At 62.6% G+C, this 14,385-nt stretch carries 17 protein-coding genes; 1 reads left to right on the top strand and 16 read right to left on the bottom strand.

Annotated elements, in window-relative coordinates; genetic code table 11:
• Position 1 precedes the first annotated feature (1 nt).
• The 12 genes from AC1DJB_RS02840 to AC1DJB_RS02785 all read right to left on the bottom strand — a co-directional run bounded on the left by AC1DJB_RS02840 (position 2) and on the right by AC1DJB_RS02785 (position 9,649).
• Positions 2-433, bottom strand: coding sequence for a DUF2550 domain-containing protein (locus tag AC1DJB_RS02840; RefSeq protein ID WP_059387617.1), 432 nt, complete (start codon positions 431-433; stop codon positions 2-4).
• Positions 434-443: 10 nt separating this feature from the next.
• A complete protein-coding gene (locus AC1DJB_RS02835; RefSeq protein ID WP_059387616.1) occupies positions 444-728 on the bottom strand; it encodes a F0F1 ATP synthase subunit epsilon in 285 nt (94 codons plus the stop codon).
• A 1-nt stretch (position 729) separates the two neighbouring features.
• A complete protein-coding gene (atpD, locus tag AC1DJB_RS02830) occupies positions 730-2,184 on the bottom strand; it encodes a F0F1 ATP synthase subunit beta (RefSeq protein ID WP_059387615.1) in 1,455 nt (484 codons plus the stop codon).
• A gap of 86 nt (positions 2,185-2,270) precedes the next feature.
• Positions 2,271-3,158 carry a F0F1 ATP synthase subunit gamma gene (locus AC1DJB_RS02825; RefSeq protein ID WP_059387614.1) on the bottom strand — a complete coding sequence of 296 codons (888 nt, stop codon included), beginning with the start codon at positions 3,156-3,158 and terminating at the stop codon, positions 2,271-2,273.
• Positions 3,159-3,251: 93 nt separating this feature from the next.
• Positions 3,252-4,889 carry a F0F1 ATP synthase subunit alpha gene (gene atpA, locus AC1DJB_RS02820; RefSeq protein WP_059387613.1) on the bottom strand — a complete coding sequence of 546 codons (1,638 nt, stop codon included), beginning with the start codon at positions 4,887-4,889 and terminating at the stop codon, positions 3,252-3,254.
• Between the two features lie 83 nt (positions 4,890-4,972).
• Positions 4,973-5,800, bottom strand: a complete 828-nt coding sequence (locus AC1DJB_RS02815; RefSeq protein WP_284988407.1) for a F0F1 ATP synthase subunit delta — start codon at positions 5,798-5,800, stop codon at positions 4,973-4,975.
• On the bottom strand, positions 5,800-6,360 hold the full coding sequence (locus tag AC1DJB_RS02810; protein ID WP_078108476.1) for a F0F1 ATP synthase subunit B: 561 nt from the start codon (positions 6,358-6,360) through the stop codon (positions 5,800-5,802). The genes AC1DJB_RS02815 and AC1DJB_RS02810 overlap by 1 nt, the downstream gene beginning before the upstream one ends.
• A gap of 54 nt (positions 6,361-6,414) precedes the next feature.
• Complete coding sequence (gene atpE, locus AC1DJB_RS02805; RefSeq protein ID WP_028264751.1) at positions 6,415-6,633, bottom strand: ATP synthase F0 subunit C; 219 nt, start codon at positions 6,631-6,633, stop codon at positions 6,415-6,417.
• 82 nt (positions 6,634-6,715) lie between these two features.
• On the bottom strand, positions 6,716-7,516 hold the full coding sequence (gene atpB, locus AC1DJB_RS02800; protein ID WP_059387612.1) for a F0F1 ATP synthase subunit A: 801 nt from the start codon (positions 7,514-7,516) through the stop codon (positions 6,716-6,718).
• 81 nt (positions 7,517-7,597) lie between these two features.
• Positions 7,598-7,936 carry a hypothetical protein gene (locus AC1DJB_RS02795; protein WP_284988408.1) on the bottom strand — a complete coding sequence of 113 codons (339 nt, stop codon included), beginning with the start codon at positions 7,934-7,936 and terminating at the stop codon, positions 7,598-7,600.
• Positions 7,923-8,411, bottom strand: coding sequence for a Cg1360 family ATP-synthase-associated protein (locus tag AC1DJB_RS02790; protein ID WP_284988409.1), 489 nt, complete (start codon positions 8,409-8,411; stop codon positions 7,923-7,925). The genes AC1DJB_RS02795 and AC1DJB_RS02790 overlap by 14 nt, the downstream gene beginning before the upstream one ends.
• Positions 8,412-8,539: 128 nt before the next feature.
• On the bottom strand, positions 8,540-9,649 hold the full coding sequence (locus tag AC1DJB_RS02785; protein WP_284988410.1) for an MraY family glycosyltransferase: 1,110 nt from the start codon (positions 9,647-9,649) through the stop codon (positions 8,540-8,542).
• A 213-nt stretch (positions 9,650-9,862) separates the two neighbouring features.
• Between AC1DJB_RS02785 and AC1DJB_RS02780 the strand changes: the two genes are divergently transcribed.
• Positions 9,863-10,759, top strand: a complete 897-nt coding sequence (locus AC1DJB_RS02780) for a glycosyltransferase (protein ID WP_306960920.1) — start codon at positions 9,863-9,865, stop codon at positions 10,757-10,759.
• 22 nt (positions 10,760-10,781) lie between these two features.
• Here the strand turns inward: AC1DJB_RS02780 and AC1DJB_RS02775 are convergent, their stop codons facing one another.
• From AC1DJB_RS02775 to prfA, 4 genes are read right to left on the bottom strand one after another with little or no spacing between them, the layout of a single operon-like run.
• A complete protein-coding gene (locus AC1DJB_RS02775) occupies positions 10,782-11,561 on the bottom strand; it encodes a WecB/TagA/CpsF family glycosyltransferase (RefSeq protein WP_306960921.1) in 780 nt (259 codons plus the stop codon).
• Positions 11,558-12,373, bottom strand: coding sequence for an L-threonylcarbamoyladenylate synthase (locus AC1DJB_RS02770; protein WP_441437145.1), 816 nt, complete (start codon positions 12,371-12,373; stop codon positions 11,558-11,560). The genes AC1DJB_RS02775 and AC1DJB_RS02770 overlap by 4 nt, the downstream gene beginning before the upstream one ends.
• A gap of 12 nt (positions 12,374-12,385) precedes the next feature.
• Positions 12,386-13,258 carry a peptide chain release factor N(5)-glutamine methyltransferase gene (gene prmC / locus AC1DJB_RS02765; protein ID WP_284988414.1) on the bottom strand — a complete coding sequence of 291 codons (873 nt, stop codon included), beginning with the start codon at positions 13,256-13,258 and terminating at the stop codon, positions 12,386-12,388.
• 18 nt (positions 13,259-13,276) lie between these two features.
• The gene (gene prfA, locus AC1DJB_RS02760) at positions 13,277-14,350 is read right to left on the bottom strand and encodes a peptide chain release factor 1 (protein WP_028264759.1); all 1,074 of its coding nucleotides are present in this window, start codon (positions 14,348-14,350) and stop codon (positions 13,277-13,279) included.
• Positions 14,351-14,385: the final 35 nt, after the last annotated feature.

Raw genomic sequence — 14,385 nt, 5'->3', positions numbered from 1 at the left:
CTCAGCGCCAGGTGCCGACGCCCACCACGGGGCCGGCCTCCAGCCAGGATGACAACCCGGCGTAGGCATCAAATCTCATTGCCAGCATGAACCGCTGGCCTTCGTGCTGGAGTTCGACGACCACGACGTCGGGCTGCAGCCTCGTCAGTTCTTCCTCCGTTGGCTTCCGGCGGCCCAAGAGTTCCAGGGAGCTGCGGCGGAAGCTGTGTCTTGGACGGAAGCTAAGGGAAAGCAGGCGGAACCACTCAAGCTCCGAGTCCTGATAACGACAAACCCCCATCCGCCAGCTGTTTCCAGCCGTGCAAATGGAGGCGTCGACCGTGCCCAGGGCGCGCCGCAGATTGAAGCGGCGCACCCCGACGAGGCACAGTGTAAAGATCAGCAACGCAAACGCCGTTGCCAAGGCGATGAACGGAATAGCAGAATCGTCCATCAAGGTCTTGCTATCGGATCCCCGCAGTAGCTGAATCGCCCAACTGGGCGTTGTCAGCGACGATCACCACGCGGTTGTTGTCGACGGAGAAGAACCCGCCGTCCACAACTACTGCAAGGCGGTCTCCGGTAACCGGCTCGATGGCCAGCTCGCCCGCGGCCAGAATGGCGAGGAGCGGCGAGTGGCCCGGCAGGATCCCGATTTCACCATCGCTGGTACGGGCCTTGACCATCTTGGCCGCACCGGACCACACGAAGTGGTCCGCTGCGACAATCTCAACCTCGAGCTCAGCCATACTACTTGGTCTGTTCCTGGATCTTGGCCCACTGGCGCTCGACGTCATCCAGGCCGCCGACGTTGAAGAACGCCTGCTCTGCGATGTGGTCCAGCTCGCCGTCGCAAATCGCCGTGAAGCCTTCGACAGTGTCCTTGATGGACACGGTGGAGCCTTCGACGCCGGTGAACTGCTTGGCGGTGTAGGTGTTCTGGGACAGGAACTGCTGGATGCGGCGTGCACGCGACACGACGATCTTGTCTTCTTCGGACAGTTCGTCAACGCCGAGGATGGCGATGATGTCCTGGAGTTCCTTGTTCTTCTGCAGGATCTGCTTCACACGGACAGCCGTGTTGTAGTGGTCCTTGCCGATGTACTGCGGGTCCAGGATGCGGGAAGTCGACGTCAGCGGGTCAACGGCCGGGTACAGACCACGGGAGGCGATTTCACGGGAAAGTTCCGTGGTCGCGTCGAGGTGTGCGAAGGTCGTTGCCGGAGCCGGGTCGGTGTAGTCATCAGCCGGCACGTAGATAGCCTGCATCGACGTGATCGAGTGGCCCTTCGTCGAGGTGATGCGCTCCTGCAGGAGTCCCATCTCGTCAGCGAGGTTCGGCTGGTAACCAACTGCGGACGGCATGCGGCCGAGCAGGGTGGAGACCTCGGAACCGGCCTGCGTGAAGCGGAAGATGTTGTCGATGAAGAGCAGCACGTCCTGGTTCTGCACATCGCGGAAGTACTCCGCCATAGTGAGCGCAGACAATGCCACACGCAAACGCGTTCCCGGCGGTTCGTCCATCTGGCCGAATACAAGGGCAGTGTCCTTGAGGACGCCTGCCTCTTCCATTTCAACCCAGAGGTCGTTTCCTTCACGGGTACGCTCGCCAACGCCGGCGAATACCGAAGTACCACCGAAGTTGCGGGCCACACGGGTGATCATTTCCTGGATCAGAACGGTCTTGCCGACACCGGCGCCACCGAACAGACCGATCTTTCCACCCTTGATGTACGGGGTGAGAAGGTCGATGACCTTGATGCCGGTCTCGAGCATCTCCGTGGAGCCCTCGAGGGACGCGAAGGCCGGGGCCTTGCGGTGGATCGGCCAGTAAGCGTCCGCGTTGATCTCGGACTCGTCAACGTCCAGCGGCTTGCCGAGAACGTTGAAGATGTGGCCCTTGACGCCGTCGCCGACAGGCACGGAGATCGGGGAGCCGGAGTCCTGCACGGAGGTGCCGCGGACGAGTCCGTCGGTGGCCTGCAGGGAGATGGCACGGACGAGGTTGTCACCCAGGTGCTGGGAGGTCTCGAACGTGATGGTCTTGGTCTCACCGTTGAGGGTTACCTCGGTGGTGAGTGCGTTGTAGATCGACGGGATTGCGTCAGCCGGAAATTCGACGTCGACAACCGGGCCGATGACGCGGGCAATGCGGCCGGTGGCGCCGGCCGTTGCGGCTGCGTGCTCGGTAGCGGTGGCAGTCATCTCTCTCACTTCACTCAGTAGATGGCGTGGGGTTAAGTTTATCTATTTGGTGCAGGTGCAGCTTGCGCCGAACCATGCACCGGCAACTACGCGCTCAGGGCGTCGGCGCCGGCCACGATTTCGGAAAGCTCCTGCGTGATCTCAGCCTGGCGGGCCGTGTTGCGCAGACGCGTGTACTTCTTGATCAGTTCGGTCGCATTGTCGCCTGCCGACTTCATGGCGCGCTGGCGGGCGGCGAGCTCGGAAGCCGCTGCCTGCAACATTGCCGCGAAGATGCGGGACTCGATGTAACGCGGAAGAAGAGCGTCAAGCACCTGCTCCGACTCCGGTTCGAACTCGTACAGCGGCAGAAGCTCGGACTCGCTGACTGCCTGCTCTTCGACCTCGAGCGGCAGCAGACGGACAACCGTGGGCTCCTGCGTCACCATCGACTTGAAGCGGGTGTAAACGACGTGGATCTCATCCACGCCACCCTCAGCGAAGTCGTTGGCGAACTCTTCGAGAAGAGCGGCGCCGACTTCCTTGGCAGTCTCGAATTCCGGTGCGTCCGTTCCGCCGGTCCACACGCGGGAGTACGAACGGCTGCGGAAGTCGAAGTATGCCTGGGCCTTGCGGCCAACCAGGTAGGTCTTGACTTCCTTGCCCTCTGCCCGGAGAAGCTCGTTGAGACCTTCAGCCTTCTTGAGCACGCTTGCGGAGTAAGAACCAGCCAGGCCACGGTCCGAGGTGATGACCAGGACGGCGGCACGGCGGATCTGCTCCGGCTCGGTGACTAGCGGGTGATCGATTTCGCTCTGGCTTGCGACAGCAGAAACAGCACGGGTAATCGCGTTTGCGTAGGGCGTCGAAGCTGCAACGCGGGCGCGGGCCTTACCGATGCGCGAGGTAGCGATCAGTTCCATCGCCTTGAAGATCTTGCGCATCGACGTCGTCGAGCTGATCTTCTGGCGGTAGACCCGGATCTGGGCTCCCATACATTTCCTTTCCTAAGATCCCGATGGATCAGCGGCTAAGGCTTTGGCGAAGGTACCGGGCCTGCGGATTCCGCAGGCCCGGTAACCAATGCTCTAGCGCTTCTGCTTGACGATCTTTTCCTGGTCGACTTCGCCACCGGAAATCGCTTCGTGCTCTTCGTGGCCGGCGCCAACCAAGCGGTTGTCGCCCTCCCCGAAGAAGCCCTTCTTGAAGTCGATGATCGAGGACTTCAGCGCTTCAGCGGTGTCGTCGTCCAGGACGTTGGTCTGCGCCAGCGTGGTCAGGATGGAGGACTTGTGCTTGAGGTGCTCCAGGAACTCGGACTCGAAACGGCTGACATCCTCAACCGGAACGTCGTCCAAGTAGCCCTTCGTACCGGCCCAGATGGAGACAACCTGGTCCTCGACCGGGAACGGCGAGTACTGGCCCTGCTTGAGCAGTTCCATCAGGCGGGCACCACGGGTCAGCTGCTGGCGTGAAGCCGCGTCGAGGTCGGACGCGAACATCGCGAAGGCCTGCATGTCGCGGTACTGCGCCAGGTCCAGCTTCAAGGTACCGGAGACCTTCTTCATGGACTTGACCTGTGCCGCACCACCAACACGGGACACGGACACGCCGACGTCAACAGCGGGGCGCTGGTTGGCGTTGAACAGGTCCGACTGCAGGAAGATCTGGCCGTCGGTGATGGAGATGACGTTGGTCGGGATGTAGGCCGAGACGTCGTTCGCCTTGGTTTCCACGATCGGAAGACCGGTCATCGAGCCTGCGCCGAGCTCATCGGAGAGCTTGGCACAACGCTCCAGCAGACGGGAGTGCAAGTAGAAAACGTCACCCGGGTACGCTTCGCGTCCCGGCGGGCGGCGGAGCAGCAGGGACACTGCACGGTAGGCTTCGGCCTGCTTCGACAGGTCGTCGAAGATCACCAGGACGTGCTTGCCGCCGTACATCCAGTGCTGGCCGATGGCCGAGCCGGCGTACGGAGCCAAGTACTTGAAGCCTGCGGGGTCGGATGCCGGGGAAGCCACGATGGTGGTGTATTCCAGCGCGCCGTGGTCTTCCAGGGTCTGGCGCACAGCGGCAATGGTGGAAGCCTTCTGTCCGACACCGACGTAAACGCAGCGCACCTGCTTGCTGACATCGCCCGAAGCCCAGTTGGCCTTCTGGTTGATGATGGTGTCGACGGCGATGGCGGTCTTGCCCGTCTGGCGGTCACCGATGATCAGCTGGCGCTGGCCACGGCCGATCGGAATCATGGCGTCGATTGCCTTGAGACCGGTCTGCATGGGCTCGTGAACCGACTTACGCTGGGTCACGCCCGGAGCCTGGAGTTCCAGGGCACGGGTGGTCTCGGCCTTGATCTCGCCGAGGTCGTCGATCGGCTGGCCCAAGGGGTCAACTACGCGGCCAAGGAAGGCGTCGCCTACCGGGACGGACAGGATTTCGCCGGTGCGGTGGACTTCCTGGCCTTCTTCGATACCGGTGAAGTCACCGAGGATGATGACGCCGATTTCGCGGACGTCGAGGTTCTGGGCCAAGCCCAGGGTGCCGTCTTCGAAGCGAAGCAGCTCGTTCGCCATGACCGAGGGAAGGCCCTCAACACGGGCGATGCCGTCACTTGCGGCGGTCACGCGGCCGACCTCTACGCGCTCTGCGTTTCCGGGTTCGTAGGACGCCGCGAACTCGTTCAACGCATTACGGACGTCGTCGGCGTTGATGGTCAATTCGGCCATCTGCAGTCCCTGCTCTCCTGTTTTCGTGATCATCGTTGCTCACGATGACCGGTGTTTGTATCAGTTAAGTTGTGCTTGTCTGGCTAGCCAGCGAGTTGCCGGCGGAGTTCGGACAGGCGGGCTACGACGGAAGCGTCAACCACTTCGTCTGCCACCTGGACCCGGATTCCACCGATCAGAGTTGGATCAACGCTGACGTTGACCTTCAGCTCGCGGCCGTAGAGGGCATCAAGCCCGGCCTGCAGACGGCTGGCCTGCGCATCCGTCAACGGACGGGTAACGCGGACAGTTGCGATCCAGCGCTGCTGGCGCTTGGCTGCAAGCTTGGCGAAATTGTCGATGAGCTTGCTCGGCTTGACGCCGCGCGGCTGCGATACGGCCTGGGCGATGAGGAGCTGGGCTTCCGGGCTTGCGCCAGGAACCAACTTCTCCGCCAGGCTGATCTTGGCCGCGGCACTTGCCTGCGACTCTCCCAGGGCACGTTGTACCTCGTGGCTGGAAGCAACGGTCTGGTTGAAAGCAAACAGATCGTTTTCCAGCTCTTCCAGCCCCGTGATTCCGGAGGCAGAAACGGCCGACTTGTTTTCAGCCACGGCGATGACCACCGTGGCGGCAAGAGTCTCGAGTGCATCGCCGATATCGCGTGCCGATGCCCAGCGTGAGCTGGCCAATCCACTCGCGATTTCCGCAGCATCAGCGGAGACTTTCCCGCCAACCAGCTGCTTGACCAGCGCCGACTTTTCTTCTCCGCTGCGGGAGGGGTCAGTCAGGGCGCGGCGCAAGCCAGCCGAGCTGTCCACCGTTCCCAGGATTCCGAAGAGGTCCTTAGCCAACTGCAGCGAGGCCGTCGGAAGCGTGGCTTCCAACTGCTCCAGCGCCTTGGTCAGCGATTCGCTCGATACACCTGCCATTACTTAGCTGCACCTGCGCTCTGGGTCTCCAGATCTGCAAGGAAGCGGTCCACCACGCGGGCGGCACGCTCGTCATCGCTGAGCGATTCGCCAACGATGCGCTCTGCCAAAGTCGTGGCAAGGGTGCCCACCTCGGAACGCAGGGAGACAACAGCTGCCTGGCGCTCCGATTCGATCTGGGCGTACGCCTGCTCAGTGATGCGAGCCGACTCGGCTGCTGCCTTGGTCTTCAGCTCCGCGAGGATCTGGGCACCTTCGGCTCGAGCTTCTTCGCGGATGCGGTTGGCTTCGGCGCGGGCATCGTGGAGCTGCTGCTTGTACTCTTCGAGAGCTGCAGAAGCTTCGGCCTGGGCCTTTTCAGCCTTGGCAATGCCGCCCTCAATCGCCTCTGCGCGCTCGGCAAAGGTCTTCTCGAACATCGGGACAACAAACTTGACCACGATGTACAAGAGGACCACGAAGCCGGCGAAGACGACGCCCATTTCCCAGAGATTGGGAACGAGCGGATTAGCCGACTCGGCGGCACCTTGAGCGGCGGCTGAGATGATCTGCTGATTCATGTTTCACCCGTCCTTATCTACTCGGTTCTGAATGTTCGCTTGGTTCTTAGCGGTTTACTTGAGAACGAAAGCGAAGACCAGGCCGAGGATGGCGAGGGCTTCCGTCAGAGCCAGACCAAGGAACGCGATCGGCTGGAGCACGCGCTGGGCTTCCGGCTGACGTGCAACACCGTTGATGTAAGCAGCAAATACGAGACCCACACCGATACCACCGCCGATTGCGGAGAGACCGTAGCCAATGAGGTTAAGGGAGCCGTTGATGTCGCCGTTCATTGTATTCCTTTCAAGATGCCGCAGTCGCGGCAGGTTGTTTGGTTTGCTTCAACCCCCGAAGGGGAAGATTGAGGGGTTGTGCCTAGTGGCTGTCGGCGTGGAGCGCGCCTTCGATGTAGATCGCAGTCAGAAGGGTGAAGACGTATGCCTGAAGCACCATGATCAAGGCTTCGAGCATGTACATGGCGACGGCGCCAACAAGTACCAGCACGGATGCGCCTTTGAGAAGGACGTTCTCCTGCATGACAAGGAACTCAATACCGGAGCCGGCGATCATCACGATGAGGTGTCCGGCCATCATGGTGGCGAAGAGACGGAGGCTGTGCGTCACGGGCCGGACCAGGAAGTTGGAGATAATTTCGATCGGTACGACGATCGGCAGGATGTACCAAGGAACTCCGGAAGGAACCGTGGCCAGCTTGAAGTACTTCAGGCCGTTCTTCCTGATGCCGATGCCGATCCAGGTGACGTACACGACTGCGGCCAGCACATAGGCCCCGCCGACGTGCGAGAAGCTCGGAAGCTGGATCACGGGAATGGCGCCGTAGATGTTGTTCACCAGGATGAAGAAGAACAAGGAGAACAGAAGCGGCACGAACTTCATGAAGTCGCGGCCGCCGATAATGTCCTTGGCGATGCTGTTGCGGACGAAGCCGTAGGCCATCTCGCCTGCGAACTGCAGTTTGCCGGGAACCAACTGCTGCTTGCGTGCAGCAGCAATGAAGAATGTGGCGATAAGAACCACCGACAGGATCACCAGCAACATCTGCTTGGAGAAGCCATCGCTCGCACCCCACGGCAGGATAGCCGGCAGGTGCATTTGGTCGATTCCGGGAGGAGTGAAGGTCCCTGAATCCTGGGCCGGGAGCGCAAGCGCGATCAACGCGTTTCCTCTCTGCAGTGTCCATCATTGGGCGTTGTTGAGGATCCGGCCGCGTTTCTTGCAGCCATTTCCCGTGTGAAATTATTTGGCATTACTGTTCCCGTCCTGGGACGGACCACTGTCTGCTTTGCTTCCACCGGAAGACGAGCGATGACTTGTGAGGCCGTGCATATGGGAAAGATAGAACCCTCCTGCGGCTCCAAGCAGAGCGCCAAGGAGCACAATCCAGCGAGTCCCCCACAGATTATCCAGACCCCAGCCTATCAAACTCCAGACTATGATTCCGCCAACAATGTAGCTGAAGACGGCTATGCCGGCGTTGTATCCGCCGTCGCTTCCGTCGCTCACTTGCTCAGCGGAATCGCCGGTTTTTGGGGCATTGGATGTCTCGGAGCGTCGCTTGTTCCTAGGAGTGAACATCGCCGCCCCCTTTGCCCGCTGCGGGGTCGTTGTAGATCTGGAGCCGGGCCTTGCTGAAGCCGTAGATTTCGGCGGCTTGCCACGAGACAACCGTGACGACGGCGCCGATCACGAACCAGCGTCCGTGCAGCCAGGCGGGCGCTCCCACGACGAAGAGCACCACCGCGAAGCCGACCACCTTGACAAAGTAGCTGGCAACGAAAAGGCCCACCGCGCCGGAGGGGTTATCCCGGCCGACGAAATGGCCGATCAGGAGGCTGATAGCAAAAAATGCCATCACGATCGCCCCGCCGAATGCGGCAGAGAGCACCCCTACGCCACCGTTCATGACCGCCGCAACAGCCGACGTTGCCGCGAGGGCCGCCACCGCCGTCGTCGAGCTGAGGAAAAGAAGCCGGAGCCACAGCGAAGACATGGAGCGGGGGGCAGCAACGCCGCTCGAGTCGGACTGCTGTCCGCCGGCGTTGGAGGTCATGGGGATGCCAATCGTCGTGGCAAGAATGCCAAAGTCTCAAAAAGGGTGGGTGCGCGGGCGAGTGACTGTCCGCCCTAGAATTCTACATGAGATAGAACTGTGATGTTAACGCCCTCGTCACACATCGTCTACTGGGCAGCGCGCCCTTTTCGGACAAAGTAGGGCCAGGCCGTCACCCCGGCCATGATCAATGCGGCCACGATGTCGACCGTGAGGACCATCTGCCAGGGGAAGATGGCGAACGCGAGGCCTCCGAACGCCAGAATGCAGGTCCACACGTACATCATGAGCACCGCCGTGCGGTGGGTGTGGCCGAGTTCGATGAGCTTGTGGTGCAAGTGACCGCGGTCCGCAGACCAGGGCGATTGGCCGCGAGCTGTCCGCCGCAACACCGCCAAGCCAAGGTCCAGCAACGGCAGCGACAAAATCGCGAACGGCAGCAGGATGGGCACGATGGTCGGAATACCGTTGGCGCGGTCGTAGAGTCCGGAACTGATCTGGCCCGTGGACACCACACCGGCCGAGGCCATCACGAGGCCCAGAAGCATGGCGCCGGAGTCGCCCATGAAGATTTTGGCCGGGAACCAGTTATGCGGCAGGAATCCGATGCAACAACCGACGATGATGGCCATCAGCAGCGCCGCCAGATCCGAGCGGTCCGTCAGTGTTGCATTGCGGTGGACCCAATACGCCGTCAGGAAGAACGCAACCCCGCCGATCGCGGCGACGCCGGCCGCGAGGCCATCGAGGCCATCGATGAAATTGACGGCGTTCATGGTGGTCACGATGAGGAGCGCAGTCAGGACAATCCGCAGCGGTTCCGCCTCGATCCGGATGGGTTCCGGGACAAAAGGAATCACGGACATCTGCACGCCCCAGACCGCAACGATCGTACCCGCCGTGCATTGACCGATCAGCTTGACCCACCAGCGGATGTCCATCACGTCGTCGGCAACACCAACCGCGACGATCACCAAGGCACCCGCCAGGATTCCCCACGGCGCACCGTTTCCGTGGAAGATGTCCTTCACGAAGAACGAATTGCTGGCTACCACGAGGGCCACGGCGAAGCCTGCGAAGAGTCCCAGGCCTCCGAGCCTGGAAATCGGGACTGAGTGCATATCCCGGCTGCGGATGGGGGCGAAAAGCCGGAGTTTGTTACCCATCTGGCGGGCTACCCACGTAGCGAGATACGACACGACGGCAGCCGTGAGCATCATGAGCGAATACATGATCACGTGGCGGCTCCTGTTGGCGGTGGTGGTGGATTATGTCCCTGGCGACTAGCTGCCGGCACAACACCTGCAACACCTCTGCGCACCGCCGAATATTGCTGTACTACAGTTGGACTCTGTCAAGATACTAGCGTCAACGGCGGCTTTGCTCCGTTTCACGCGCCCCTAGGGCGAGCCGGGAGGACCCTCCCCGCGAGTGCCCGGAAGGAACCCTACATGACTGTCTCCGTTGCCGTAGCGGCTGTGACCTTTGACCGCCCCGGAGAGCTAGCAGTCTTGCTCGACGCCATCAACAAGCAGTCCATGCCCGTGGACACCATTTGCCTCGTGGACAGCGGAACCATTCCTTCGCGGGAGCTTGCGTCAAGCCATCCAAAAGTGGACTACGTCCGCTCGGAGGCGAACCTGGGCGGCGCGGGCGGCTTCGCCCTCGCAATCCTCAAGGCGGTCGCCAGCGGCGCCGAATGGGTCTGGATCATGGACGACGACGCCGAACCCGGCGATCCTGCCTGTCTTGAAACCCTGGTTCGCGAAGCAGAGGCCCGCGGACTCGACGCCGTCGTGCCGCTCGTCGTTGCGCCCGGCCACCCGGACAAGCTCTCCTTCTTCTTCCGCATCGACGGCAAGGTGACCCACGAACGCGCCGAAGTCGAGAAGGCGGGGTTCCTGCCCGACGTCGGGCACTTCTTCAACGGCGCGCTCATCCGTTCCAATGTGTTCTTCAAAGTGGGAGTGCCGGATATCCGGCTGTTCATCCGGGGCGACGAGGTGGACTTCATGATCCGCCTCAGGAAAGCGGGAATCCGCTTCGGTACCGTCGCGACGGCCTGGATCAGCCACCCGCACGCGTTTTCCGAGACAAAGCACGTCTTCGGCGCGCGCTGGCACGTGATCGTGCCGGATTCGGCGTTCAAGCGATACTTCTACTACCGCAACCGCGGCTACTTGATCCGCCGCTACCGCCGCGGAAAATCCATGGTGGCCGACGTCGGAGGCTACTTGGGCTACTTCCTCCCCCGGGGTGACTTCCGCGGGCTCGCCGAATGGTTCCGGGCGTTCTCCGCCGGCTTGCGGGACAAGGGCTTTGGCCCCCTGGAGGACCAGAAGTTCTAGCGGTCCTGCCGGGCGCTTCGGTTCAGGCGCTGTTCCTGCCGGAGAGCCGACGGCGGACCAGCAGGCCGAGGAGCACCCACGGCTCGCCGAAGACCCTGTAGGCGACGCGTCCCGGGTGCAGGACGAGCCGCCATGCCCATTCGAGCCCGAGGCGGCCCAGCCAGCGTGGAGCGAGCTTCTGGAGGCCCGCCAACTGTTCGATGGCGCCACCGACGGTGCAGTAGACGGCAGGCGGAAGCTCGTCGAGGCGGCGGTGCAGGACCGATTCCTGCAGCGGCATTCCAAGGCCAAGAAGCACGAGTTGCGGGCGGAATTCCGCGAGCCAGGCGACGGCGGCCTCTTCGCTGTCATCGTCCCAATTCTCACCGGGCCGCCCGGAGACCTCGGCGCCCGGCACGATTTTGCGGAGGCGCTCCACCGTCTTGCTGTTGGCCTCGGGGCCGGCGCCGACAACGGCGATCCTGCGCAGGCCTTCGACGCCGCCTAGCGCCGGCACCCAGTCAGTGGATCCCAGACGGTATTCCATCAACCCCGCGGCATCGCCCCGTGAAGCTCCGCGCCGTCCAAGTCCCCAGAGCATGGCGACAGGCGCACCATCCATGAGCACCACATCGCTGCGTTCATAGAGGCGGCGGAAATCCGGGCTCGAATGGAACAGCGTGACGCTGTGCAGATTGTGCCCGAGGACAACCTTGGTGGTGCCGTCCGAAACGTACCCGCTGATGGCCTCGATGAGTTCGTCGGCGCACAGTGCGGTGACGTCTACGTCCAGAAGGGGAACGCGATCCCGGACCAGGCTCATTCGGCCCTGGTCTCCGTGTGGACAGGGGTCTCGGCCTGTTCCTCCGGGGCTGTTTCCGTCTCGGACGCCGGTTCCGCCGCTGTTTCAGCCGCGGCCGTTTCAGGCGCCGGTTCAGTATCAGGTGCGGCTTCAGCCGCGGGTTCGGGCGCCGCTTCCCCGAGGGCCAGCACCCCGGGAACAATCTCGCGGAGGCGTTCCAGGGAAATCGCACCATCGCGGACCACCCGAAGCGGCAGCGCGGTGGCGTCGACAATCGTGGACGCTACGGACTCGGTTCCCTCGACAGGCCGGAAGCCGCCCTCAAGGTACACCTCGACCGATTCAGCAAGCTGGGTCCTCGCCTCGGAGGCTGTCTGCGCGGCGGCCTGGCCGGTGCGGTTTGCCGAGGACACCGCTAGCGGTCCGGTGCGGTTGAGCAGTTCAAGCGCAATTTCATCGTCGGGCATGCGCAGGGCCACGGTTCCGCGGGTCTCCCCCAGGTCCCAATCCAAGGACGGCTGGGCGTGGAAGATCAGCGTCAGGCCGCCGGGCCAGAAGGCTTCCGCGAGCTTGCGGGCTTCTTCCGATACATCGGTTGCCAGCCCGTCCAGCGCATTGAGCCGCGGAATCAGCACCGGGGGCGGCATATGGCGGCCGCGGCCTTTCGAGACAAGCAGCATGGTCACGGCTTGCGGCGAGAAAGCGTCGGCGGCAATGCCGTAGACAGTGTCCGTCGGCATGACGACACACTTTTTCTCGCCGATGGCGCGCTGCGCATGCTCCAGGCCTTCGGCGCGTTGTTCCTCTGACGTGCAGTTGTAGCTTGTGGTCACAGCGCTATTCTTTCATTTCCCGGAGGCAGCGATTGCCAACACCGCGCTCGTGGCACGTTCCTTGCCATTGAGATCGAGGTGGGTGGCGACGTGCGTCCAGCAACCGGCAGCCTTCAGGTGTTCGGCAATCCAGCCCGCCTGCACTTCCGCGTGCTCCATCACGAAGTAGCCGCCGCCCTTGAGGAGCCGGGCAGCGGAGGCTGCAGCGGCCGTCGGAAGCTCCATTCCGTCCGCTCCCCCGCCGTACAGTGCCTCCGGCGGATCGTGCAGCGCCACTTCAGGTTCGTTCGGAATTGCTTCAGCCGGGATATAGGGCGGATTGGAAACGACGACGTCGAACGTTCCGTCGTGTTCGGGCAGTGCATTGCGAAGGTCGCCTTGCACGAGCTTCACCCCGAGGGGCTTCAGGTTCTTCGCGGCCCAGGCGTGGGCGAACGTGCTGAATTCGACGGCGTGGACCTCGGCCCCGGGCACTTCGTGGGCGATCGACGCCGCGATGGCGCCGGAGCCTGTGCCAAGGTCAACCACCTTGGGGTGCTCGAGTCCCTGGAGGTGGTCGATGACGAGCTGGACCACGGATTCCGTTTCCGGTCGCGGAATGAACACGCCAGGGCCCACGGCGAGCGTGAGGTAGCGGAAGTGCGCGACGCCGGTGATGTGCTGGAGCGGGACGCGCTGGGCCCGCTCGGCCACCAAGTCCGCGTAGCCTTCCGGGGCCTCGGAATCGCCCAGCAGCATGGCGCGCAGGCGGCCGAGGCCGACGCCCAGGAGGTGTTCCGCGAGGAGTTCAGCGTCCACGCGCGGAGTGGGGACTCCGGCGTCGGACAGGATGGCTGTTGCCTCGCGGACAGCGTCGGCGAGGCTTTGGCCCGGAAAGAACGTCATGAAGATCCTTGCAGGCTGTTACTCGCCCAGGGCATCCAGGCGCGACTGTTCATCCATTTCGATGGCCGATTGGATGACCGGCTCCAGGTCGCCGTTCATGACGGCGTCGAGGTTGTAGGCCTTGTAGCCCGTCCGGTGGTCGGCAATCCGGTTTTCGGGGAAGTTGTACGTGCGAATGCGCTCGGAACGGTCCATGGTGCGGATCTGCGACTTGCGCTGGGCCGAGTTCTCGGCGTCGATCTGCTCCTGCTGGTGTGCCAGGATACGGGCACGAAGGACGCGCATGCCGGCTTCACGGTTCTGGAGCTGGGACTTTTCGTTCTGCATGGCCACCACGATGCCCGTGGGGAGGTGCGTAATGCGGACGGCAGAGTCCGTGGTGTTGACGGATTGGCCGCCGGGACCTGAAGACCGGTAGACGTCGATCTTGAGGTCGTTCTGGTTGATTTCGAGCTCTTCAGGCTCATCCACTTCGGGAAGCACGAGTACGCCGGCCGCGGACGTGTGGATGCGGCCCTGCGACTCCGTGACGGGAACACGCTGGACGCGGTGCACGCCGCCTTCGAACTTCAAGCGGGCATAGACGCCTTCTGCGGGATCGTTCGAGTTGCCCTTGACGGCCATCTGGACGTCCTTGTAGCCTCCCAGGTCCGATTCCGTGGCCGAAATGAGTTCGGTCTTCCACCCGCGGGACTCGGCGTAACGCATGTACATGCGCAGCAGGTCCCCGGCGAAGAGCGCAGCTTCGTCGCCGCCTTCGCCGCCCTTGACCTCGAGAATGACGTTGCGGGCGTCGTCGGGATCGCGAGGGATCAGCAGCCTGCGCAACTTCTCCTGCGCTGCCGGAAGCTTCGCCTCGATTTCGTCTACCTCGGCAGCAAATTCGGCGTCCTCGGAAGCCATTTCCTTGGCCGCTTCGAGATCGTCCATGAGCCCGCGCCAACGGTTGTACGCCTCAACGATGCCCTGCAACTGGGCAGAGCGCCGCCCCAACTTGCGGGCCAAAGCCTGGTCGGCATAAACGGCAGGATCACTCAACTGCGCCTGGATAGCAGCATGCTCGTCAAGCAATCCCTGTACGGACTCAAACATTTTCAAACCTCTTTCGACTTCTACAAGTCTAATAA

The sequence above is a fragment of the Arthrobacter sp. 01T428 genome, assembly GCF_056398685.1.
Note: the sequence above shows the minus strand (reverse complement) of the source record. Positions and strands in the feature narration are given on the sequence as shown.